This window comes from Halobacterium rubrum (genome assembly GCF_021729015.1).
In the GTDB taxonomy this organism is placed as follows: Archaea; Halobacteriota; Halobacteria; order Halobacteriales; family Halobacteriaceae; genus Halobacterium; species Halobacterium rubrum.
The window spans coordinates 348265-369338 of the sequence record NZ_JAJQQZ010000002.1; the positions used below are offsets into that span (position 1 = coordinate 348265).

The following is a 21074-nucleotide window of genomic DNA, read 5'->3' on the forward strand; positions in this document are numbered from 1 at the left end:
TCAGCTGTGTAGCGTGGCGAGGGAGCGTTCGAGCGTGGTGTCGACGGGCGTATCGGGGTGCCAGTCGACCACCGAGTGGCCGGCGTCGGCCAGCAGTTTGCGCCGGAGGCTGCGGTGCAGTGAGAGGACCGACCCCGCGCTCGTCGTGCTGTGCGTGACGTCCGGACTCACGACTGTCACGGGGTACCCGTACGGCTGGAGGCCGCCGACGAGTTCCAGCGCCCAGTCGTCGAGCAGGGGGGAGACGACGACGACTTCCGCGCGCGGTGGCAGCCGGCGACGGAGCGCGTCGCCGGCCGCCGGCATCGAGATGTCGAACACGTCCTCCTCCGGCGGCTGGGGGTCCGTGGACGTGACAGCCCGGTTCTGTGTGGCGACCGCTTCGGCGGCGTCGAGGACGTCTGCGGCGTCTGCAGGCGTATCCGTCGCCGCCCACGGGAGGGCGTCCGGCGTGGGAGTCGACACGGCGCCGTCCGGCAGCCCGACTGCCGTGAGAATCGTCTCGACGTCCATCGCCGTCAGTGCGCTGTGGAGGCGGGCGCCGACGTAGGCGTCGAGTTCTGTCGCGGTCGGGTGGCCGGGCGAGGGGCTGACCCGAGTCGGCGTGCGCGCATCGACGACGAGCACGGTCCGTGTGGCGTGTTCCTCGCGGAACTCGACGGTCGCGAGCTCGCCCGTCTTGGCGTACTGGCGCCAGTTGAGGCGGTCCAGCGGGTCGCCGTGCTGGTACTCGCGTGTGCGGTAGAACTCGAGGCCGGGGCCGCCCTGGTCGGTCGGCTGTGTGCCGGCGCGGTGGATGGGTGTGTGCGTGGGCGGGGAGTCGATCGCGCGCAGTCCCTCGAGGCTCGCGTCGCCGTCGGGGTCGAGGGTCACCGTGGCGCGGTCGCTGCCGGCGAACGACCGGCCGCTCGCGACCGGCGTGTCGAACTCGTGGGCGCCCCGTTTCGCGACGACGTCGTAGGTGGTCGTCGCCGTGGCGCCCGCGCGCAGCGGCGTCGCGAGCCGCGGCGTGCCGTCGACGACGGCGAGTTCGCCGGGAACGCCGTCGACGACCCGCAGATCCGGGACGGTTGCGTCGCCCGTGTTGGTCACCGAGAGGGTGACCGTCACGTGGTCGCCCGGGCTGGCGGCCGGCGGGTCGATGTCCCGGGTGGCCCGGAGCTCCGCCCCCGCGGGAACCGACGAGAGGGCGTCGTAGGCCGCGAACGCGACCGGAACGACAGCACCGGCGACCACGAGCGGCGCCGCGAACAGGAAGCCGACCGCGACCAGGAGGAGCGCGGCGACGCTGGTCGTCTGCCAGCGTGGCGTCCGGGTGACCGCGGCGGTCATCGGGCATCACCCTCCGAGACGGTGTCGCCGAGCGCCTCGACCTCGCGCGCCGCGGCGCGGACGCGCCGCGCCCGCTCCCGGCGCGGGTCCAGCCAGAACCGGAGGCGGCTCCAGACGGTGTGGTCGACGTCGTCGGTGCCCGAGAGGAACGCCGCGGCTCGCTGGTCGTCCGTCCACGAGCCGGTGGCCAGCGCGCGCTCCGGGTCGTCGGTCGTCACCGCGAGGGTCGCGTGGGCCGTCTCGTAGAGGAGGGCGCGTGCGTCTGCCGCCCCGTACTCGCTGACCTCGCTGGCGTTCAGGTCGGCGTCGACCGTGTCGCCGACCGGCGTCCGGCCGTCGTCGACGACGCGCTCGGGCGGCTGTTCCCGGACGCTCACGTACCGGGACTCCGCGCCTGACGTCGGTGAGGTTCGCCCGCCACCGAGCCAGCTCGCGCCGACCGCGTACAGCGAGAGGACGGCGCCGAGCCCGGTGAGGAGCTGCCCCGGACTGACCGCCCGGAGTGCGTCCCGGGCGGGCACCAGCCCGGGAATCCGTAGCGCGGTCTCCGGCGCGAACGTGAACGTGAGCCCGAGGGCGAGGGCGAGGACGCCGACGCCGCCCGCGGTCAGGGTCCGGAACCGCACTACTCGTCACCCCCGTCTCCGCCGGTGGTCTCGTCGGTCTGGTCGGCGTCCGCGGTAGCCGCCGTCTCGATGGCGCGACTCGCTGTCTCGACGTGTTCCAGGCGGGCCGACGGTTCGCGGCGGCCGTATTCGACGGCGCGGAACTCGTCGCGGAGCGTCCGGACGGCGTCCGCCGGCAGGTCGTCGCGAGTGACAGCGTGGGTCGCGAGTTCCCCCGGCGTGTACTGACTGGGCCGGCGGACGGTGACGTGGGTGAGGAACGCGTTCCACGCGTTCCGGAACGTCCGGTAGTCCGAGTCCGGCTGTGACTCCTCGCTGCCCTGGATGGCTCGAGCGACGTTCGAGACGCTGTCGGTGGCAGCTGCCGTCCGGGTGACCGCGCGCTCGCGGGACCGCCGCAGCCACGCGACGAGTGCCGCGGCGAGCGCCCGCGGTGAGAGCTTCCCGCGCAGCGTCGCGAGCACGGCGAGGGTCACGTCCCGGACCGCGCGGACGCCACGGGCGAGCCACGAGGCGACGCCGATTGCGGCGCCGACAGCGAGGGTGATGGTCCCCCGGACGAGGGCCACCGCGACGCCGAGGAGGCGAGCGAGCGCAGAGCGGACGCTCACGCCGTAGCGGCGCTTCGCGAACGCGAGCGCGCCCGCCAGCAGTCCGATTGCGACGCCAGCGGCCGCGGTGTTCCGGTACAGTCCCTCGATGGTCGCGGTCGTCGTCTGTTCGTACCGGGTCACGCGGACTGTCGCCGTGTCGGCCAGTGGCAGGCGCGTCGTGAGGGTGCCGTCCTCGTTCGTGGTGCCGACCCGTCGGCCGTCGAGCGTGACCGGCGCGCCGGGGACGGCCGAGCCGTTGAGCGTCACCGAGACGTCGACCGCCGTGAACGGGAGCGCGAGCGGCGCGCTCGGGGTCGCTTCCACGTCCAGCGCCTCGAGCGTGAGTGTCGTGTTGCCGGCGACCTCGCCGCGTTCGACCCGGACCGTCGCGGGACCGGGCGTCTCGGGGAGCGTGAGTGTCGCGACGCCGGACCGGTTCGTCGCAGCGACCCGCGAGCCGTCGACATAGACAGTGGCGTTCCGGAGCGGGACGTCGCCGACAGCGCCGACGACGCGGACGTCACTCCCGGTGACCCGCTGCCCGAGCACGGACACCGACGCGTCCGTGTCGAGGCGGTACTGCTGGGTGGTGTTGTTCCCGGCTTCCTGCCGGTCCGCGTACCCCCGGACCTGCGCTGTACGGGTGCTCGTGTTTCTGGTCGTCTCCGTACCGGTCCGGAGGTCGCGAGGCCGGTAGCTCGTCTCGGTCTGGGCCGGGTCGGGAGGCCGGGTCGCGGCGCGCTCCGCGTCGGGCGGCCCCGGAGGCGGGGTGACTGAGACGTTCAGCTCTGCAGTGTACGGGACGGTCCCCGTGACGGCGCCGCTGGCGTTCGTGGCGCCGACGTGGTCACCGTTGAACGCGACGTCTGCGCCCTCGACTGCCGTGTCGTTACGGGTAACCGTAACGGTGACTGTCGCTCCGGGGACCGGCTCGGGGTCGAGGGAGACCTTCAGTGGCGGCAGCCGCTCGTCGTCGGTGTCGTCGCCGCCGTCGTCGTCGTCGGCGTCCGGTGACTCGGTGTCGTTCTGCGGCGCGTCGGAGTCGTCGTCCGAGTCTGACGGACTGTTCTCGCCGGTCGTCGTGCCGTCGTCCGTCGTCCCCCCGGTGTCGCCACCGTCCGTCGTCCCGGATTGCCCCTGCTCGCTGTCGCCGCCCGACTCCGAGGAGCCCCCGCCGGACTGGTCCGTCCCGCTCCCCGACTGGGTCCCGCTCTCACCGCCGCCCCCGCCAGACTGGGTCCCGCCCTCACCGCTGCCACCACTACCGCCACCGTTACCGCTCATCGACGACTCGCCGTCGCCCGCAGTCGGCGCACTCTCGCCCGGCGACCCGGCCACGGCCCCCGTACTGGCGTTCCCGTCGCCGCCTGCGCCGCCGCCGGTGCCGACCGCGCGAGACTGCTCGTCGAGCCGCTCGCTGGCGGGCGTCGGGTCGAAGCGGACCCAGCCGACGCCGTCGAAGTAGACCTCGACCCAGGCGTGCGCGTGCATCGCGCGGACCGTGTACTCGTTCGGGCCGGTCTGTTGACCGGGCGAGTAGCCGACGACGTAGCGCGCGGGTATGTCCTCGGCACGCAGCAGCGCCGTCATGCCGGTTGCGAAGTACTCGCAGTAGCCGGCGTCCATCTCGGTGACGAACTGGCTGGCGACGCCGTCGTTCGACGGCTCCGGGACAGACAGCGAGTAGTTCTTCGTCGTCTCGAGCCACGTTTCGACCTGCGTTGCGGCCTCGTACCGCGAGGACGCGCCCGCCGTGATGTCGCTGGCGGCCGGGTCGAGCGCGTCGCGTTCCGCTGCCGGCAACTGCGTGTACTGCTCGTGGAGCGCAGGCGGGTCGTCGCCGCCGGTCGCACGCAGCACCGACGGGTCACGCGGCGGCCGGTAGCTGATTGCCGTGTACTCCGTTCCCGCCGGCAGCGCGTCTGGAGCCTGCACTGCGCGTGCTGGCGTCACTTCGAGCGGCGCGGGACTGTCGACGCGGCGCGGCTGCCACGCTGTCGGGAGCGCCGTTGCCGCCTGTTCGAGTCGGACCTGCTGGACGACGCGGGTGTCCGTGCGGGCAGTGTCGAGGGGCGTGTCGTACGCCGTCGCACCCCCGGACTGCTGCCAGCCGCCCCCCGTGTACCGGTCGTACGCGTTCGTCCGCCAGTACGCCGGTCGGCTCGCCCGCACGACGAAGTGGACCTCGTCGTTCAGGGACTGGAACGCCGAGTCGTTCCCCGGGGAGAGACTGCCGCCGACCCCGGTCTGCTCGCCGGGTGTCAGTGCGCCAAGTTGCGACCCGGCACTGCCCCCAGCACCCGGGGCGCCGCCGTTCGTCCCGCCCGACGACCCGGCCGAACCGCTCGCTCCCTCACCTGTGCCGCCACTACCGGCCGAACCGCTCGCTCCCTCACTCGTGCCGCCGCCGCCGTCAGTCCCGTTCCCCATCGGGCCGCCTCCGGCGGCGTCCGAGCCGGGCCCGAGCGGTCCTTCCTGCGCGCTGTCCGACTGTCCAGACCCGGGCAGGACGGCGCTGACTGGTGTTCCGCCGGTGAGTGACCCGAGCACGGGTGTCAGGCCAGTCGCGAGCACGATGGCGACCACGACGAGCACCGTGAGGGTCGCCCGCCCCCAGTCTCGAGACTCGCCGGGTTCGGTGAGCCTGGTGCCGGAGCTGTCACTCATCGTCGCCGGGCGCCTCCGTCCACGCTGTGGTCACGCCGGTCGACTCGCGGCACTCGTATCCGGGCTGGCCGGCGGTCCGGAGCCCGCTCTCAGGCATGTTCCCCGTCGGTGACTGCTGGCACGTCGAGCTGGTCGAGGGTGTCCTCGACGATCGCCGTGTTCTCGGCGCCGCTCGCGCTCGCCTCCGGCGTGAGCACGAGCCGGTGTTGAAGCACTGGGACGGCCATCTCCTTGATGTCGTCCGGGACGACGAACTCGCGGCCCGCGAGCGTGGCACGGGCCCGAACCGCCTCGAAGAGCTTCTGGATGCCCCGGGGACTCACACCCACGTCGACGCGGCTGTCCTCGCGCGTCTCGCGGCCGAGCCGGACGAGGTACTCGCGTAACCGCTGTTCGACCTCGACGGTCTCCGGGACGTGCTGGAGCTGTGAGACCGTGTCGACGCCGTCGAGGACCGGCGTCACGCTCGGGACGTGCTCGAACCGGTTCGCGCGACGGTCGACCAGCTCCAGTTCGCCGTCGAGGTCCGGGTACCCCATGCTCGTCTTCACCATGAACCGGTCGCGCTGGGCTTCGGGGAGCCCGAACGTCCCCTCCTGCTCGACGGGGTTCTGGGTCGCGATGACGAAAAACGGGCTCGGTAGCTCGTGGGTCGTGCCGTTCACGCTCACCTGTCCCTCGCCCATCGCCTCGAGGAGCGCGGCCTGCGTCTTCGGTGGGGCGCGATTGATTTCGTCGGCGAGCACGACGTTCGCGAAGATCGGGCCGGGCTGGAACTCGAAGGTCCCCTCGGCCTCGTTGTAGATGTTCGACCCCGTGATGTCCGCCGGGAGCAGGTCCGGCGTGAACTGGATGCGGCTGAACTCCAGGCCGAGCGCCGTCGCGACGCTCTGGGCGGTGAGCGTCTTCCCAGTTCCGGGAACGTCTTCCATCAGCACGTGGCCGTCGGCGAGCAACGCGGTGATCACCGTCTCGAGGAAGCGGTCCTCGGCGATTACGGCGGCTCGTACGGTGTCGAGGACGTCGTCCGCTCGGTCGCGTGCCGTCGACGGATTCATTGGATAACAAGCATCACCGTTATTTCAAATACTTACTGTTCTCTGCGAGCCCACGGTCGGGTATCGCCACGGTCCTGCCATGTGGGGTATCGCCCGTACTAATTGCCCGACTGCCTCGGGTGAGAACGTGACCCACCGCTACGTGGTCTCACTGCCGCTGGCGTGGGCGGCGAGCACGCTACGGACCGCCGACGCGAGTTCGTCGAAGTGGTCGATGGGGAGTTCGTCGGTGGTGACGAACGCGCCGTGGCCGTCCTCGATGACGCGCGTGAGGTAGCCGCGGTCGAACGCCCGCATCGTGTACTGGTACTCCCCGAGTTCGGAGCCGCCGTACACCGTCTGCGAGCGGAACCCCTGGCGTTCCTGGTCGGCGAACCCGACGATGTCGGCGTCGGGTTCGAGGTCGTCGCGGAGGTATATCTGTTCCTCGCCGCTGGCGTCGAAGTACGCGACGCTCCGCAGCTGGTCGCCGACGGTGGTGCGGCAGGCACTGACCAGTTCGCTCGCGAGCGCGTCCGGCGCGTAACTCGGCTCGCTGCTCATGGCACTCGGTTCGGCGGCGACCCACAAGAACTGTGTGGGTAATTATCACGGTGTGGGTGGGGGTGGGCGGCAAGAAGACCTTTCCACTCAGCGGGTCAACGAGCACACATGTCCGACGAAGACGAGGCGACCGACGACGGCGGCGACGACGGCGAGGAACGCAGCGCTGCTGAAGAGATGGAGTTCGGCGACCAGCCGTCCGCGCTCGGCGTGAAAGTCGGGAGCACGCGAACCGTGGTCGCGGCCGGCGACGCCAGTGACCCTGACGTCACGCAGACGCTGACCTGCCTGGCGACCTACGACGACGCGCTCACCGGCGAGGAACACGTCATCTACGGCGAGGAGGCGGCGACCGAGTACCCGGACCGCGTCCGGTACATGCTGCGCTCGGGGCTGCCCGAGGACGAGGAGACGACCGGGCTCGCCAAGCGGTTCTTCGAGGAGTTCGCGGCCGCCAACGGTCTCAGCGCGGACTCCGTGGTCGTGTACGCCATCCCGACCATCGACAACGAAGCGGGGCTAGCACGCCTCGCCGAGATCATCGAGGACGGCCCCGTCGGCGAACGCCGCGTGGCGTCCTACCCGGAGAGCCTCTGTGGCGCGGTTCCCGCCCTCGGCGACGGTCTCGACGCCATCGAGGACACGTTCGTCGCCGTCAACATGGGGTCGACGAACCTCGAAGCGTGCGCCTACCGCCGCGGCGAACAGCTCGCGCCGTTCTCGACGGGCGCCGTCACGGGCAGCGAGGTCGACCGGCGCATCGCGAACTACGTCGAGGAGGAGACACAGGGCCGCGTGAACATCGACCTCACGACCGCCCGCGAGTACAAGGAGGACCACGCCGACTTCGAGGACTACGAGCCGTTCAGCGACATCATCCAGCAGCCCGGCGGCGGCACCTACGAGTTCACCATCGAGGACGCCGTGATGGACGCCGTCGACGAGTTCGTCGACGACGCGGTCAACGAGGTCGCGAACATCTTCATGCCGGAGTTCGCCAACGACTACATGAAGGTCTACCAGCAGGCGCTGGACAACCCCGTGGTGTTGACCGGCGGGATGGCCTGCATCCCCGGCATCGTCGGCGAGTTCGAGGACCGGCTGAGCGAGGAGGTCGGCCGCGAGGTCGAGGCGACGACCGCCGACCGGCCGGAGACGGCGGCCGCCCGGGGTGCGCACCGCATCGCCGAGCGGCTCGTCGACCTCGGCGAGTACTAGGCGCCAGACGCCGCTACGAGCGACCAGAGCTACCCGGTCCGCTGCGCCGGGAGAGCCGGCGCCGTCTCGGGGCTCGTGAGCGAGTAAGCACCGAGTACCAAACCTTAAGCCGCGCCATCGACATGCACACTCGATGGCGACTGGCCAGGTGCAGACAGTCGAGGGGACGGAGACTGTCACCCTCGGCGACGGCCGGACGCTCGCGTACGCCCAGTACGGCGACCCCGACGGCACCCCGGTCGTGTTCTGTCACGGGCTCCCGGGGTCACGCGTGCAGGGGAGCCTCCTGGGAGACGCCGCCAGCGAGCACGGCGTCCGCGTGCTCGCACCGGACCGCCCCGGAATCGGCCGGTCCGCCGACGCCGGCGTCCGCCCGCTGGCCGACTGGGCCGACGACGTCGCCGCACTGGCGGACACCGCCGGCCTCGACGACTACGCCGTCGCCGGGTTCTCCGCGGGCGGGCCGCACGCGCTCGCCTGCGCCGCCTGCACGCCGGAGCGCGTAACGCGCTGCGTCGTCGCGAGTGGCTCGCCGCCGCCGGCGCTGGCGAGCGAACTCGACGGGTTCGTGCGCGCCGCGACCGGCGTCGGCCGGTTCTCGGCGCACCTCGTGCGGCCGCTGGCGTGGCTGTTCTGTCGGCAGGTCGCGGACGCCACGCGGTTCACCGACGTCGTCGGCGACCCCCGGGACGGCGACCTCGCGGACCCGCGGCTGGGGGAGACCGGTCGCGTCCTGCTGTCGGACGCCCGGGAGTGCGTCCGGAACGGCCCCCGTGGCGTGGCGACGGAGTTCGCCGCGCTCGGCCGCGACTGGGGGTTCGACCTCGGACACGTGCCCGTGCCGACCCGGGTCGTGCACGGTGCGTTCGACCAGACGGTGCCCGTGTCTGTCGCACAGCAGGTGGCCGACACGGTCCCGGGTGCCGAGCTCACCGTCCACGAGAACGCCGGCCACTACCTCGTGCTCACCGACCACGCCGACGACCTCGTGTCCTGGCTGGCCGACGGGTAGGGGCGAGGACAGCGCTACCGCTGGCTCCCCGACCCCCGGAAAGAACTCGGGTACCCCTACCCGGCGGCTTCCCCTGCGTACCCGGACGGTAAATGTCTTGTCAGACCGGCGGGACCGCCCGCTGCGGATTCCCGCAGCGTGAGAATCGCAACAGGATGTAGGGTCGCCCCGGGATTCCGGGCGGACGTGGACGGCAGTGCGATTGCCGCTCCGTGTCGGACGGGCGCCAGCCGCCGGTGCGTCCTGCGGGCCGGTGGCGGCGCGTTCGTTCCGGGGTTCGGCGACGAAACACCGAGCGCCGGGGACACCGCGACCGAGTCGACCATCCGGTGCGGGCGGCGAGCAGCCACGAGGACACGACAATGCGCCGACGAACCTACCTGTCGCTCGCCGGGAGCGCCGCGGTGGCCGGGACGGCCGGCTGCCTCGGCGCGCTCGGGGGCGGCGACGACACGCCGACGGTGTTGAGCGAGCCAGACAGACGGTACGACAGCGAGGACCTCCCCTACCCGGCGTGGGGCGAGCGCGTCCCCGACGTGACACTCCCGGCGCCGCTCCTTGGCGGTGAGGTCTCCACGCGGGACGTGACACAGCCGGCGCTGTACACGTTCTTCTACAGCCACTGCAACACGGTCTGCCCGGTGCTGATCTCGACGATGCGGAACGTCCAGACGCACGCTGCCAACGAGGGGTACGCCGGCGAGGTGTCGCTGCTACCGGTGACCTTCGACCCCGAGCGAGACACCGTCGACCGCCTCCGGGCGTACGCCGGCGAGATGAACGTCGACGTCGACGCCGACAGCTGGACGTTCCTCCGGCCGGAGAGCCCGGAGCGCGCCGAGACGGTGGTCTCGGAGGCGTTCGGCGTGACGTTCGAGCGCACGCACCCGGAGGACATGGAGATGTACATGTTCACGCACTCGGCGCTGACGTTCCTCGTGAACGGCGACGGCTACGTGGAGCGGGCCTACCGGTCGAAGGCGCCGAACGAGGACCAGATACTGGACGACCTCGCGGCGGTGAGGCAGGCGTGAAGCGACGCCGGGTGCTCGGGGCGCTGGCGGGCGCGGGGCTGACCGGCACCAGCCTCTGGGTCGCCCGGAACGGGGTGCCTCGCCCCGGCGAGGGCGACGGCGGCCCGGCCGGACTACCTCTGGAGGTCGAGACCCTCGACGCGCCCGGGTCGACGGCTGGCACCGCGACCGTCCCGCAGCCGGGGACGCCGACCGTCGTCGACCTGTTCGCGACGTGGTGTGCGCCCTGCGACGAACAGCTCGCCGAGCTCCGGGCGGTCCGCGAGGACTACCTCGATGTGGCGTTCGTCTCGGTAACCAACGAGCGCGTCGGCGACACGCTGACCCGCGAGGACATCGCGGACTGGTGGCGCGAGCACGGCGGGGCGTGGTCCGTCGGCATCGACCCCGGGAGCGAGCTGCTGGCGGCGTTCGGCGCGAGCGCGCTGCCGTTCGTCGCCGTCGCCGACGCCGACGGCCGAATCGTCGCCGAGTACAGCGGCGTCGCCGCGGCGAGCGACCTCCGGGACGACCTCGACGACCTCGACGCATGACCGCCAGCGCCTCGGTCGTGGGCGCCGCCGCGTTCGCTGCGGGGACCGGCGTCGCGACGTTCTTCGCGCCGTGTGCGTTCCCGCTGCTGCCGGGGTACGTCGGCTTCTACGTCGCGGAGAGCGACAGCGACACGGCCGTAGTGGCGGCCGCTGTCGCCGCCGCAGTCGGCGCCGTCACCGCGATAGCGGCCGTCGCCGGGCTCGTGCTGGCGGTCGGCCAGCCGGCCAGAGACGCCCTCCCGGTGCTCGAGCCGGTCATCGGGCTCGGGCTGGTCGCCTTCGGCGCACTCGTCCTGACCGGGCGCAGCCCCGAGGTGCGGGTCCCGTTGCCCGAGCGCCCCACGTCCGTGCTCGGGTTCGGAGCGTTCGGCGCCGTCTACGCCGTCGCGGCGGCGGGCTGCGTCGTCCCGCTGTTCGTCGGCGTCGTCGCGCAGGTGCTCGCACTCCCGGCGGCCGGCGCCACCGCAGTGCTCGGCGCCTACGCCGGCGGGGTGGCGGCGCCGCTGGTCGGCGTCACGCTGCTGGCCGGCGCCGGCGTCGACGCGTGGCGGGACCTCGGCGCGCACGCCGGCAGCGTCCAGCGACTGGCCGGCGTCGTGATGGTGCTGGCCGGCCTCGGCCAGTTCTACCTCGCCGTCTTCGAGCTGAACGTCCTCGGAATCGCGTGAGTCCGCCGGTCAGGGTTCGACCCGGGAGAGCCGCATGGCGTTCCCGGTGACGCCGACAGTCATGCCGGCGTCGCCGGCGAGCACGGCCAGCCAGATGGGGACGAGGCCGAACGGCACCGCGAGCGCGAGCGCGGCCTTCACGCCGAGGCTCGCCCAGACGTTCTGCCGGATGACGCCGCTGGCGTCGCCGGCGAGCTCGTAGAGGTAGGGAAGTTTCGCGATGTCGTCGCCCATCAGCGCGACGTCCGCCGTCTCGAGGGCGGTGTCGGTGCCGGCGGCGCCCATCGCGACGCCGACGGTGGCGGTGGCGAGCGCGGGCGCGTCGTTGATGCCGTCGCCGACCATCGCGACGTCGCCGTACTCGGCGACCAGCTCCTCGACGGCGGCGACCTTCTCGTCGGGGAGGAGTTCGGCCCGCACCTCGTCGACGCCGACCTCGTCGCCCACCGCTCGGGCGGTGCGCTCGTTGTCGCCGGTGAGCATGACGGTGCGCTCGACGCCGAGCTCGCGGAGGCGTGCGACGGCTTCCGTCGCGCCCGGCCGGACCTCGTCGGCGACGGCGACGACGCCCTCCAGTTCGTCGTCGCTCCCGACGAGCACGACCGTCTTCCCCTCGGCCTGGAGGCCCGGGACGGTCTCGTCGAGGAGGTCGACGCAGTCGTTGCGCTCGCAGCGCTCGCGGGCTGCCTGCGTGACGACGCCGCCGTCCGTGGTGGCGTGGACGTGCGAGAGGTCGAAGCCGAGCTCCTCGAACAGTCCGGGCTTCCCCGCGACGTGGGGTTCGCCGTCGAGGTCCGCGCGCACGCCCTTGCCGGTGACGCTCTCGAAGCCGTCGACCGCGGGCGCCTCGACGCCGGCGTCGTCCGCCTCGTCGACGATGGCGTCGGCGATGGGGTGTTCGCTGCGGGATTCGAGGCCGCGAGCGCACGCCAGCACGTCCGCCTCGCTGTTGCCGTTCAGGGGGACGACGTCGGTCACGGCGAGGTCGCCGGTGGTGAGCGTGCCCGTCTTGTCGAACGCGACGGCGTCGACGCTCCCCATAGCCTCGAGGTGGTTGCCACCCTTCACGAGGACGCCGTGTTTCGCGGCGCTCGTGATGCCGGAGACCACAGAGACGGGCGTAGAGATGACGAACGCACAGGGGCAGGCGAGCACGAGCAGCGTCAGCCCGTAGACGACGGCGGTCGGCCACGAGACGCCGAAGACGAACGGCGTCCCGAGCGTGGTGAGAACCGCGAACCCGACGACTGCGGGCGTGTACTTCGCGGCGAAGCGCTCGACGAACTGCTCGCGTTCGGTCTGGTTGGACTGGGCGTCCTCGACCAGTTCGACGATGCGGGAGAGCGTGTCGTCGCCGGCCGCCGACGTGACCTCGACCTCGAGGTAGCCGGTCTCGTTGACGGTGCCGGCGTAGACGTCGTCGCCGTCGACCTTCTCGACGGGGACGGACTCGCCCGTGACCGGGGACTGGTCGACGGCGCTCTCGCCGTCGACGACGATGCCGTCGGTCGGAATCTTCTCTCCGGGCCGTATCACGACCCGGTCCCCGACCGAGACGGCCTCGACCGGCACCGTCTCCTCGGAGCCGTCCTCGCGTTTGACAGTCGCCTCGTCCGGCGACAGCTCCATCAGCTCCCGCAGGGACTGCCGGGCGCGGTCCATCGCGTACCCCTCGAGGAGTTCGGCGATACTGAACAGCACCGCGAGCGTCGCGGCCTCGAAGTACAGGGACTCGCCGAACGCGAGGCTGGCGACGAGCGCGCCGAGGATGGCCACCGACATCAGGAAGTCGATGTCCATGCGGAGCGCGCGCGTCGACCGCACGCCGCCGCGGATGATCTCCTGGCCGCCGAGCGCGACCGCCGCGAGGAACAGCGCGTCGGCGACGTGCAGTTCGCTGCCGGCCAGCGTCGCGAGGAGCGCGTTGGCGTCCCCGAGCACGAACTCGAAGAGGAGGCCGACGGCGACGAAGACGCCGCCCGCCCACGTCTTCAGCGCGCGGGGGCTCGTCCAGACGTCGGCGCGGTCGGTGTCCCGGTCGCTGCCGGTGCCGGTGACCTCGTAGCCGGCGGCCTCGACGGCCGCGACGACGTCGGCCTCGCTGGTCGTCGACTCGTCGTAGGTCACGACCGTCGACCCCGTCGTCGGCTGTTCCTCGTGGCCGGTGACGCCGTCGACGCCGTCGAGTGCGTCCTCGACTTTCCCCGCGCAGGACGCGCAGTCCATGTCGGGGACGTCGAGTCGCAACTCGACTGCGCCGTCGCCGGCGCCGGTCGGCTGTTCGCTGGAAGTCATTGTCCGGGGCTAGGGACCGCTCCGTTATGAAGTCCGCTGCTACGAACCGGGTGATAGTTGTTCGTTCTTAACAACTGAGACCGATTGTATTACTAACTCGGGGCTCGGTTCCCACCGACCGGTCGGCGGCAGTGGCTTTACGCCCTGCCGCCGGCAACCCCCCGCCATGGAGGAGTTCGTCGCCGAGAACCTGCAACGGTACGCCGACACGCAGGGCGTACTCCCCGAGCGCCTCGACGAGTTCGGGGCGGCCTACCGCGAGCAGGGCTACCTGACGCGCAGCCAGCTGTACGACGTCGCTTACGAGTCCTCGACGCGCAGCGCGTACCACGTCGAGAAGAATCCCGAGGACCGCTGCCGTGAGGTCACGAGCAACGTCCTCGACGTCGAGGGCGACTTCTCGAAGATACAGCTGCTGACCGGGCTGTCGGGGTTCAAGGCGCCGACGGCGTCCTGCGTGCTGGCGGCCGTCGACCCGGAACGCCACGCCGTCGTGGACACTCGGGTGTGGGCGTCCCTCGAGCGGAAGGGGTACCTCGACGGCCGGAAGGAGAGTTTCGACAGCGCCGACTACGTGGCGATGATTCGGCCCATCCGGGAGATCGCAGCGGAGTCGGGGTACTCGGCCGCCGAGGTCGGGTACGCGCTGTTCGCGCACGACGACCACGTCCGCGAGGGGACGCTCCACTAGTAACTACCCCGCCCAGACGGCGGGTATGATAGCATATTTTAACAACTCGCGGCGCCCGTGTTGTTACATGAGCGTCGTCAGCGTCTCTATGCCGGAAGAACTGCTCGAACGACTCGACGACTTCGCCGAGGACCACGGCTACACGGGCCGCAGCGAGGTCGTCCGGGAGGCCAGCCGGAACCTCCTGGGCGAGTTCGAGGACAAGAAACTGGAGGGCCGCGAGCTGATGGGCGTGGTCACCGTCGTCTTCGACTACGAGACGACGAACGTCGAAGAGAAGATGATGCACCTGCGCCACGAGCACGAGGACCTCGTGGCGTCGAACTTCCACAGCCACGTCGGCAGCCACCACTGCATGGAGCTGTTCGTCCTGGAGGGCGGCCTCGAGGAGATTTCGGCGTTCGTCGGGAAGATCCGCGCGACCCAGGACACGCTGACCATCGACTACTCGGTGCTGCCGGTCGACGACTTCGGGCCGCTGTCGGACGTGAACTGACGCGGAGAACGGGCGGGACGCCGGTCAGGCCTGCTGGGCGACCCAGCGACCGTCGTCGTGCTCGGCGACGAGCTCGTTCTCGCGGAGGTCGGGGAGCACGCGCAGCAGCGTGAGCAGCGGCAGTTCGAGGTCGGCTTTGAGTTCTTCGAGGGTGGCGCCGCCCTGCACGGCGAGGTAGAGGTAGACGAGTTTGCGGCGGTCCGACTCGATGTTCCGCACGGACGACAGGACGCCTGCGGGGGCGTCCAGTTGCGTAGCGCTCATACCCTGGCCCAGTTGTTCGACGATAATAAAACTAGGTTACTACGTTTGTCGAAACCGGGTGGGAGTGCCGCCGCAGTCGGCGCCGAGAGCGCTACTCCTCGACGCGCGTGCTGATCTCCTCGGCGACCCGGCCCCCGGGGTACCGGAGCCGGCCCGACTCGACCTCGTAGACGTAGCCGTTGACCTCTGCGTCCACCAGCGGGTGTTCCTCGAGGTACCGGACCTGAGCGGCACAGGCCTCGTCGATGTCGTCGGTCATCCGCACCCAGTCGGCGACCGAGGCGTCGCCGAGGGAGAGTTCGGGCAGCGCCGGGTCGAGGTCCACGCCGTCGAGGTCGCCGCCCGCTGCGGCTTCCAGTCCCTCGACGACGGCGTCGTCGGGCGCGCTCATCATCCCGCAGTCGGTGTGGTTGACGACGATGATCTCCTCGGTGTCGAAGAACTGCGTGGTGAGCGCCGCCGACCGCACCACGTCGTCGGTCACCTTCCCGCCGGCGTTGCGGTAGATCTGGGCGTCCCCGAGCTCGATGCCGAGCGCGTCCTCGACGGGGATGCGTTCGTCCATGCAGGCGACGACGAGCAGGCGCTCGTCGGTCGGGATGCCCTCTCGTCGCCGGCGCGCCCAGTCGTCGTGGGCGTCGACGCTCTCGTCGACGTGTTCGTGGAAGTGGCCGTGCTCGTGGTCGTGAGAGTTAGTCTCGGACATGCGCGTGTGGTCCTGTGAGCGGCTGCTCCCTGGGTGTTGGCGAGTCGGCAGGAATGGAGAACGAACCGAACACGCGGCCAAGTTCGCCGCGACAGCGGCGCCGGCCGGTCGGCGGGTCAGTCGCCGGCGGGAGCGGCGGCCTCGAGGACGAACGTCTCGGGGCGGACCGCCTCGCGGCCGACGTCGAAGCCGTGGTCGCGGAGCGCGTCGGCCGCCGTCGCGGCGTCGAAGCGCTCGTCGACCGGCGGTCCGGCCTCACCGCTCCCGGAGGCCGCCCAGTCGACGACGACCAGCCGGCCGCCGGGCGCGAGCACGCGAGCAATCTCGGCGAGGGCGTCGTCGCCGGCGAACTCGTGGTACGTCATCGTCGAGAACGCGGCGTCCAGCGCACCGTCCGCGAACGGCAGGTCGCCGACGCCGCTCGTGACGAGGTCGACGTTCTCGGGGACGCCTTTCTCCCGGTAGTAGTCGTGCATCGCTTCCTGCACGTCGACGGCGTGAACGCGGCCGGCGTGCGGGGCGACGTCGTCGGTGAAGAAGCCCGTGCCGCTCCCGAGGTCGGCGACGGCGTCCTCGGAGTCGAGCGCGAGCGCGCCGACCAGTTCCTCGGCGGAGAGGAACCGGTAGCGGCGCTCCGGCCGCTCGAGTTTGTCCGCGCGCGAGGCGTCGAAGGTGTGGAATCCCATCAGAGGTTCTCGAACGCTTCGTCGACAATCTCGCCGGTGGTGGCGACGATGTCCGCCATCTCGTCGTCGTCGGGCGCGAGGCCGACGAGTCGCGCGATGCGCATGATGGAGACGTGGTAGACGCGCTGACGGCCGGGCTCCTCCTCCCAGACGACGACGTTGCACGGCATCAGGGCGCCGAGGCGGTTGTCCGTCGCGTCGAGCGCGCGGTCGGCGACCTCGGGGTTGCAGGCGCCGAGCACGTAGTAGGGGTCGCGGTCCGCGTCGACCTTCTCGTTGAGCATCTCCGAGGGCGAGAACTCCACGGGGACGCCGAAGCCGGCCTCCGTGAAGACGTCGCGGACGTACTCGATGGCTTCCTCGTGGTCCATCTCGAGGGTGGTCTGCTGTTCACCGACGTCGTCCGGGTCGATCTCTGCAGGGTCGATAGGGAGCACCATTCTGGTTAGTATTGGGCGAGACGAGCAAATACTCTTGGGGTACGAGTACCCGCTGGCCGTCTCGCGCCAGCGCACTCGAACCGCCACGTGCGACCGACCGAACGTGAGAAACGGGGTGAGCCGGGCGCTACGAGCCAGTCCGCCCGCGACTCAGTATTGTGTATTATGTGCACAACGAATAAGGCGGCGGCCGCCCTACTGCCGACCAATGACAGACGACGCCGAACTCGCGGAGATTCGCGAACAGAAGCTCGCGGAGCTGCAGGAGCGAGCGGCCGACGGCCGGTTCGACGAGGGAGACGACGAGACGGACACCGGCGCCGGCACGCCGGACGTGCCGCAGTCCGTCGACGGCGCTGCCGGCCTCGACTCGCTGCTGGAGGCCCACGACGTGGTGCTGGCCGACTTCTACGCGGACTGGTGTGGGCCCTGCCAGATGCTCGAGCCGGTCGTCGAGACCGTCGCCGCCGAGACCGACGCCGCCGTCGCCAAGGTCGACGTCGACGCCAACCAGCCGCTGGCCGCCGAGTACGGCGTCCGCGGCGTCCCCACCCTCGTCCTGTTCGCGGACGGGCAGCCCGTCGAGCGGCTGGTCGGCGCGCAGGACGAGTCCCGGCTCCGGACGACCGTCGAGGCCTACACCTGACCACCGTGAGCGACCAGAGCGCGGGCGACCTCGGCGACGGCGACCGGGCCAGTGACGTGACGGCGTACGTCCGCGAGCACCGCGAGGACCTGGTCGCGCTCGCGCTCGACCTGCTCGCCGTCGACACCCAGAATCCGCCCGGCGACACCCGGGAGCTCGCCGGCTTCGTCGCCGACTACGTCGCCGACCTGCCCGTCGACGTCGAACGGGTCGCCGTCGACCCGGCGAAGCCGAACCTCGTCGTGACGCTGCCCGGCGCCGGCGACCGGACGCTGCTGTACGACGGCCACCTCGACACGGTGCCGTTCGACGCCGAGGACTGGACGCACGACCCGCTCGGCGAGCGCGACGGCGACCGGGTCTACGGCCGGGGCGCGACCGACATGAAAGGGTCGCTGGCGGCGATGCTGCTGGCGCTGCGCGCGCACGCCGAGAGCGACGGCGAGCCGCCCGCGGACCTCGTGTTCGCGTTCGTCAGCGACGAGGAGGTCGGGGGCGACGCCGGCCTGCCGGCGCTGCTCGCGGGCGACCACCTGGACGCCGACGCCTGTGTCATCGGGGAGCCGACCTGCGAGGACGGCCGGCACTCGGTGACAGTCGCGGACCGCGGCAGCATCTGGCTGACCCTCGACGCCGACGGCGAGGGCGCACACGGCTCTCGGCCGGTGCTCGGCGACAACGCCATCGACCGGCTGTACGCCGCCGTCGAGGAGCTCAGGGAGCGCTTCGGCGGCCGCGAGCTGTCCCTCGACCCGGCCGTCGAGGCGGTCCTCGCGGAGTCCGTCGAGTACTACGCGCCGGCGATGGGCGAGGCGACTGCGCGCAGGCTGTTCACCACGCCCAGCATCAACCTCGGGACGCTGCACGGCGGCGACGCCGTCAACAGCGTCCCGGAGTCCGCGTGGGCGGAAATCGACGTCAGGCTGACCGCCGGCGTGGACACCGCCGAGGTGCTGGGCGACATCCGGGAGTGCGTCGCCGGCTGCGAGGGCGTCTCCGTGGCGGACGTCTCGTGGAGCGTCGGCACCGTCGAGCCGGTGGACAGCCCGCTGGTGGAGGCGGTGGCGTCGACCGCCGAGGCCGCAATCGGCGAGCGCGTGTTCCGCCGGAGCGCCACGGGCGGCGGCGACGCCAAGCAGTTGCGGAACGCCGGCATTCCGACCGTGGAGTTCGCGCTCGGCACCGACACGGTCCACGCCGTCGACGAGTACACCACCGTGGACGCGCTCGCCGGGAACGCGCTGACGTACGCCGCGCTGCCTGGTCGGTGGGTCGCCGAGCACGACTGACCGCCGGCGACCTCGGACGGCACAGTGAGTTGGACGGCCGGGCGCACGAGACAGAATTAAACCCCCGTACCGGATAGGATTGCGTATGAAAGACAATACAGCTACCAGTACTGTCGGCTGTCCGCCGGTAACTGGGCGACCCCGGGGCGGCGCGCGAGGGGGTCGGTGACCGTGGAGTCCTTCGAGCACACCGGCCAGCCGGACTGGGACTGGTGGGGGCGGCTGTGGCCGGCGCCGGGCGAGACGCTGCGCGACCTCGGCGTCGAGGCGGGCGACTCGGTGGCCGAGGTCGGCTGCGGGAACGGCTACTTCGCGCTGCCCGCCGCCAGAATCGCGGCGCCGGCGCCAGTGTACGCCGTCGACGTCGACGAGTCGCTGCTCGCCGAACTCGAGACGCTGGCCGACCGACAGGGCGTGGAGACGCTGCACCCCGTTCGGGGGGACGCCCGGTCGCTCGGTGACGTGCTCCCCGAGCCGGTTGACCGAGTGATACTCGCGAACGCGTTCCACGGCGTCGACGACCGCGGGCGGGTCGTTCGGGCGGCAGCCGAAGCGCTGGCGCCGGGCGGCCAGTTCGTCGTCGTGAACTGGGCCGCGCGGCCGCGAGCGGAGACGACGGTGCTCGGCGAGCCACGAGGGCCGCCGACGGACTGCCGGCTCTCGCCGGACGAGACCCGGGCGGCTGTTGAGGGCGTCGCCGGGTTCACCGAGCGGGCGCACGTCTCGCTGCCGCCGTACCACTACGCGCTCCGGTTCGAGCGGTAGCAGGCGGGGCGAGGGGCAGACGCGGTGTGACCGGACACGCACTGCGTCCCGCGACCCCGGTTTTCCATTGTATTGGAACCTACGCACAATATTAATACGGGGCCGGCCGTAGCCCCAGACAGACCATGACTGCACCCGACATCAAGCCCGACGAGACCGTCGACGCCCGCGGCGCCGCCTGCCCCGGGCCACTGATGGACCTCATCGGGAAGATACGGAGCGTCGACTCCGGGGCCGTCGTCGCGCTGTACAGCGACAACGACCAGTCCCATACGGACGTCCCGGAGTGGGCCGAGGAGGCCGGCAACGACCTGCTCGCCGTCGAAGAGCGCGACGACCACAGCGTGTTCTACGTGGAGAAAGCATGACCGACCACATCGTCGTCCTCGGCGGCGGCACCGGCGGCACCGTGCTCGCGAACGACCTCGCGGACCACCTCGGTCCGGAGATCGACGACGGGAGCGTCGAGGTGACGCTCCTCAACGACGACCCCGACCACGTCTACAAGCCCGTCTGGCTGTACGTCCCGTTCGGTCAGCGCGAGCCGGCCGACGGCCGCCGGCCGCTCGACGAACTCGTCGACGACCGCGTCGACGTCCGCATCGACCGGGTCACCGACGTCGACACCGACGCGAAACGGCTGAGTGCCCGGGAGGCCGTCGACCCCATCGAGTACGACTACCTCGTGCTCGCGACCGGGTCGACGCTCGAACCGGACCGGGTCCCCGGGCTCGCCGAGGGCGCACACGACTACTACAGCGAGGCCGGCGCAGAGACGCTTCGCGAGGAGCTGCTGTCGTTCACCGAGGGACACCTCGTGTTGAGCGTCGTCGGCACCCCCCACATGTGTCCGGCCGCTCCGCTGGAGTTCGTGTTCATGGCCGACGACTGGTTCCGAGAGCGCGGCCTGCGTGAGGACGTCGACATCACGTACACGTACCCCATCCAGCGCGTGCACGGCAACCCGCACATCGCCGAGTGGGCCCAGCCTATCATGGAGGAGCGGGACATCGAGGTCGAGACGTTCTTCAACGCCGAGTCAGTCGACCCGGAGGCAGAGACCATCACGTCGATGGAGGGCACCGAACTTGACTACGACCTGCTGGTGGGCATCCCGCCCCACAGCGGCGTCGACCTCGTCGCCGACGCGGGGCTGGGCGACGACGGCTGGGTGGACGTCGACAGACACACGCTGGAAGCCGAGGCAGCCGAGGACGTCTACGCGATCGGCGACACCGCCGACACGGGCGTGCCGAACGCCGGCAGCGTCGCGCACTACCAGGCGGGCGTCGTCGGGCAGCGCCTCGCCAGCGAGGTCAGGGGCCGGCCGGCCACGGCGACGTACGACGGGAAGACGCTGTGTTTCGTCGAAACGGGGATGGACGCCGCCTCGTTCGTGGAGTTCGACTACGAGACGCCGCCGTCGCCGGCGCCGCCCTCGGAGAAGCTGCACTGGTCGAAGCTGGCGTACAACGAGTCCTACTGGCTGACGGCACGGGGGCTGCTCTGACG

The 21074-nt window shown here is 71.3% G+C and carries 22 protein-coding genes; 12 read left to right on the forward strand and 10 right to left on the reverse strand.

What is annotated here, in order from left to right; genetic code table 11:
• The 5 genes from LT971_RS09295 to LT971_RS09315 all read right to left on the reverse strand — a co-directional run bounded on the left by LT971_RS09295 (position 1) and on the right by LT971_RS09315 (position 6819).
• A complete protein-coding gene (locus LT971_RS09295; protein WP_237006648.1) occupies positions 1 to 1332 on the reverse strand; it encodes a DUF58 domain-containing protein in 1332 nt (443 codons plus the stop codon).
• Positions 1329 to 1958 (reverse strand): DUF7269 family protein, encoded by a 630-nt coding sequence (locus tag LT971_RS09300; protein ID WP_237006649.1) that lies wholly within the window; start codon positions 1956 to 1958, stop codon positions 1329 to 1331. Before LT971_RS09300 ends, LT971_RS09295 begins: the two co-directional genes overlap by 4 nt.
• A complete protein-coding gene (locus LT971_RS09305) occupies positions 1958 to 5218 on the reverse strand; it encodes a transglutaminase TgpA family protein (protein WP_237006650.1) in 3261 nt (1086 codons plus the stop codon). Before LT971_RS09305 ends, LT971_RS09300 begins: the two co-directional genes overlap by 1 nt.
• Positions 5219 to 5307: 89 nt before the next feature.
• The gene (locus tag LT971_RS09310; protein ID WP_237006651.1) at positions 5308 to 6276 is read right to left on the reverse strand and encodes an AAA family ATPase; all 969 of its coding nucleotides are present in this window, start codon (positions 6274 to 6276) and stop codon (positions 5308 to 5310) included.
• 138 nt (positions 6277 to 6414) lie between these two features.
• Positions 6415 to 6819 (reverse strand): DUF7522 family protein, encoded by a 405-nt coding sequence (locus tag LT971_RS09315; protein ID WP_237006652.1) that lies wholly within the window; start codon positions 6817 to 6819, stop codon positions 6415 to 6417.
• Positions 6820 to 6927: 108 nt separating this feature from the next.
• Here LT971_RS09315 and LT971_RS09320 point away from each other — a divergent pair, with 108 nt between their 5' ends.
• The 5 genes from LT971_RS09320 (at position 6928) to LT971_RS09340 (ending at position 11284) form a co-directional block, all read left to right on the forward strand.
• Positions 6928 to 8037 carry an actin-like salactin gene (locus LT971_RS09320; protein WP_237006653.1) on the forward strand — a complete coding sequence of 370 codons (1110 nt, stop codon included), beginning with the start codon at positions 6928 to 6930 and terminating at the stop codon, positions 8035 to 8037.
• 133 nt (positions 8038 to 8170) lie between these two features.
• Positions 8171 to 9049: an alpha/beta fold hydrolase gene (locus LT971_RS09325; protein ID WP_237006654.1), complete on the forward strand. Its 879-nt coding sequence runs from the start codon at positions 8171 to 8173 to the stop codon at positions 9047 to 9049.
• Between the two features lie 362 nt (positions 9050 to 9411).
• The gene (locus LT971_RS09330) at positions 9412 to 10083 is read left to right on the forward strand and encodes an SCO family protein (RefSeq protein ID WP_237006655.1); all 672 of its coding nucleotides are present in this window, start codon (positions 9412 to 9414) and stop codon (positions 10081 to 10083) included.
• Positions 10080 to 10616: a TlpA family protein disulfide reductase gene (locus LT971_RS09335; protein WP_237006656.1), complete on the forward strand. Its 537-nt coding sequence runs from the start codon at positions 10080 to 10082 to the stop codon at positions 10614 to 10616. The genes LT971_RS09330 and LT971_RS09335 overlap by 4 nt, the downstream gene beginning before the upstream one ends.
• Entirely contained in the window at positions 10613 to 11284 is a 672-nt protein-coding gene (locus tag LT971_RS09340) for a cytochrome c biogenesis protein CcdA (RefSeq protein ID WP_237006657.1), read from the forward strand. The genes LT971_RS09335 and LT971_RS09340 overlap by 4 nt, the downstream gene beginning before the upstream one ends.
• 9 nt (positions 11285 to 11293) lie before the next feature.
• Here the strand turns inward: LT971_RS09340 and LT971_RS09345 are convergent, their stop codons facing one another.
• Positions 11294 to 13579: a heavy metal translocating P-type ATPase gene (locus LT971_RS09345; protein ID WP_237006658.1), complete on the reverse strand. Its 2286-nt coding sequence runs from the start codon at positions 13577 to 13579 to the stop codon at positions 11294 to 11296.
• A 166-nt stretch (positions 13580 to 13745) separates the two neighbouring features.
• On the opposite strand from LT971_RS09345, the gene LT971_RS09350 reads away from it, so the two are divergent.
• Both LT971_RS09350 and nikR read left to right on the forward strand, forming a co-directional pair.
• Positions 13746 to 14270 carry a hypothetical protein gene (locus tag LT971_RS09350; protein ID WP_237006659.1) on the forward strand — a complete coding sequence of 175 codons (525 nt, stop codon included), beginning with the start codon at positions 13746 to 13748 and terminating at the stop codon, positions 14268 to 14270.
• Positions 14271 to 14337: 67 nt separating this feature from the next.
• A complete protein-coding gene (nikR, locus tag LT971_RS09355) occupies positions 14338 to 14766 on the forward strand; it encodes a nickel-responsive transcriptional regulator NikR (RefSeq protein WP_237006660.1) in 429 nt (142 codons plus the stop codon).
• A 24-nt stretch (positions 14767 to 14790) separates the two neighbouring features.
• Here the strand turns inward: nikR and LT971_RS09360 are convergent, their stop codons facing one another.
• From LT971_RS09360 to LT971_RS09375, 4 genes are all read right to left on the reverse strand, one after another.
• Positions 14791 to 15030 (reverse strand): hypothetical protein, encoded by a 240-nt coding sequence (locus LT971_RS09360; RefSeq protein ID WP_237006661.1) that lies wholly within the window; start codon positions 15028 to 15030, stop codon positions 14791 to 14793.
• Between the two features lie 91 nt (positions 15031 to 15121).
• Positions 15122 to 15736: a beta-class carbonic anhydrase gene (locus tag LT971_RS09365; protein ID WP_237006662.1), complete on the reverse strand. Its 615-nt coding sequence runs from the start codon at positions 15734 to 15736 to the stop codon at positions 15122 to 15124.
• 116 nt (positions 15737 to 15852) lie between these two features.
• Entirely contained in the window at positions 15853 to 16422 is a 570-nt protein-coding gene (locus LT971_RS09370) for a class I SAM-dependent methyltransferase (protein ID WP_237006663.1), read from the reverse strand.
• On the reverse strand, positions 16422 to 16862 hold the full coding sequence (locus LT971_RS09375) for a DUF302 domain-containing protein (protein ID WP_237006664.1): 441 nt from the start codon (positions 16860 to 16862) through the stop codon (positions 16422 to 16424). Before LT971_RS09375 ends, LT971_RS09370 begins: the two co-directional genes overlap by 1 nt.
• Before the next feature lie 208 nt (positions 16863 to 17070).
• Here LT971_RS09375 and trxA point away from each other — a divergent pair, with 208 nt between their 5' ends.
• The 5 genes from trxA to LT971_RS09400 all read left to right on the forward strand — a co-directional run bounded on the left by trxA (position 17071) and on the right by LT971_RS09400 (position 21072).
• The gene (trxA, locus tag LT971_RS09380) at positions 17071 to 17508 is read left to right on the forward strand and encodes a thioredoxin (RefSeq protein ID WP_237006665.1); all 438 of its coding nucleotides are present in this window, start codon (positions 17071 to 17073) and stop codon (positions 17506 to 17508) included.
• A 5-nt stretch (positions 17509 to 17513) separates the two neighbouring features.
• Positions 17514 to 18797 (forward strand): M20 family metallopeptidase, encoded by a 1284-nt coding sequence (locus LT971_RS09385; RefSeq protein WP_237006666.1) that lies wholly within the window; start codon positions 17514 to 17516, stop codon positions 18795 to 18797.
• Between the two features lie 171 nt (positions 18798 to 18968).
• Positions 18969 to 19562, forward strand: a complete 594-nt coding sequence (locus tag LT971_RS09390) for a class I SAM-dependent methyltransferase (RefSeq protein ID WP_425293277.1) — start codon at positions 18969 to 18971, stop codon at positions 19560 to 19562.
• A 125-nt stretch (positions 19563 to 19687) separates the two neighbouring features.
• Complete coding sequence (locus LT971_RS09395) at positions 19688 to 19930, forward strand: sulfurtransferase TusA family protein (RefSeq protein ID WP_237006668.1); 243 nt, start codon at positions 19688 to 19690, stop codon at positions 19928 to 19930.
• Positions 19927 to 21072, forward strand: a complete 1146-nt coding sequence (locus tag LT971_RS09400; protein WP_237006669.1) for an NAD(P)/FAD-dependent oxidoreductase — start codon at positions 19927 to 19929, stop codon at positions 21070 to 21072. The genes LT971_RS09395 and LT971_RS09400 overlap by 4 nt, the downstream gene beginning before the upstream one ends.
• Positions 21073 to 21074: the final 2 nt, after the last annotated feature.

Excerpts from the sequence above, each read along its gene's own strand:
- LT971_RS09295 (WP_237006648.1), bottom strand. The coding sequence starts at position 1,332 with ATGACCGCCGCGGTCACCCGGACGCCACGCTGGCAGACGACCAGCGTC.
- LT971_RS09325 (WP_237006654.1), top strand. The coding sequence starts at position 8,171 with ATGGCGACTGGCCAGGTGCAGACAGTCGAGGGGACGGAGACTGTCACC.
- LT971_RS09375 (WP_237006664.1), bottom strand. The coding sequence starts at position 16,862 with ATGGTGCTCCCTATCGACCCTGCAGAGATCGACCCGGACGACGTCGGT.
- LT971_RS09400 (WP_237006669.1), top strand. The coding sequence starts at position 19,927 with ATGACCGACCACATCGTCGTCCTCGGCGGCGGCACCGGCGGCACCGTG.
- LT971_RS09345 (WP_237006658.1), bottom strand. The coding sequence starts at position 13,579 with ATGACTTCCAGCGAACAGCCGACCGGCGCCGGCGACGGCGCAGTCGAG.
- LT971_RS09360 (WP_237006661.1), bottom strand. The coding sequence starts at position 15,030 with ATGAGCGCTACGCAACTGGACGCCCCCGCAGGCGTCCTGTCGTCCGTG.
- LT971_RS09350 (WP_237006659.1), top strand. The coding sequence starts at position 13,746 with ATGGAGGAGTTCGTCGCCGAGAACCTGCAACGGTACGCCGACACGCAG.
- LT971_RS09330 (WP_237006655.1), top strand. The coding sequence starts at position 9,412 with ATGCGCCGACGAACCTACCTGTCGCTCGCCGGGAGCGCCGCGGTGGCC.
- LT971_RS09315 (WP_237006652.1), bottom strand. The coding sequence starts at position 6,819 with ATGAGCAGCGAGCCGAGTTACGCGCCGGACGCGCTCGCGAGCGAACTG.
- trxA (WP_237006665.1), top strand. The coding sequence starts at position 17,071 with ATGACAGACGACGCCGAACTCGCGGAGATTCGCGAACAGAAGCTCGCG.
- LT971_RS09365 (WP_237006662.1), bottom strand. The coding sequence starts at position 15,736 with ATGTCCGAGACTAACTCTCACGACCACGAGCACGGCCACTTCCACGAA.
- LT971_RS09340 (WP_237006657.1), top strand. The coding sequence starts at position 10,613 with ATGACCGCCAGCGCCTCGGTCGTGGGCGCCGCCGCGTTCGCTGCGGGG.
- LT971_RS09320 (WP_237006653.1), top strand. The coding sequence starts at position 6,928 with ATGTCCGACGAAGACGAGGCGACCGACGACGGCGGCGACGACGGCGAG.
- LT971_RS09305 (WP_237006650.1), bottom strand. The coding sequence starts at position 5,218 with ATGAGTGACAGCTCCGGCACCAGGCTCACCGAACCCGGCGAGTCTCGA.
- LT971_RS09310 (WP_237006651.1), bottom strand. The coding sequence starts at position 6,276 with ATGAATCCGTCGACGGCACGCGACCGAGCGGACGACGTCCTCGACACC.
- nikR (WP_237006660.1), top strand. The coding sequence starts at position 14,338 with ATGAGCGTCGTCAGCGTCTCTATGCCGGAAGAACTGCTCGAACGACTC.
- LT971_RS09370 (WP_237006663.1), bottom strand. The coding sequence starts at position 16,422 with ATGGGATTCCACACCTTCGACGCCTCGCGCGCGGACAAACTCGAGCGG.
- LT971_RS09395 (WP_237006668.1), top strand. The coding sequence starts at position 19,688 with ATGACTGCACCCGACATCAAGCCCGACGAGACCGTCGACGCCCGCGGC.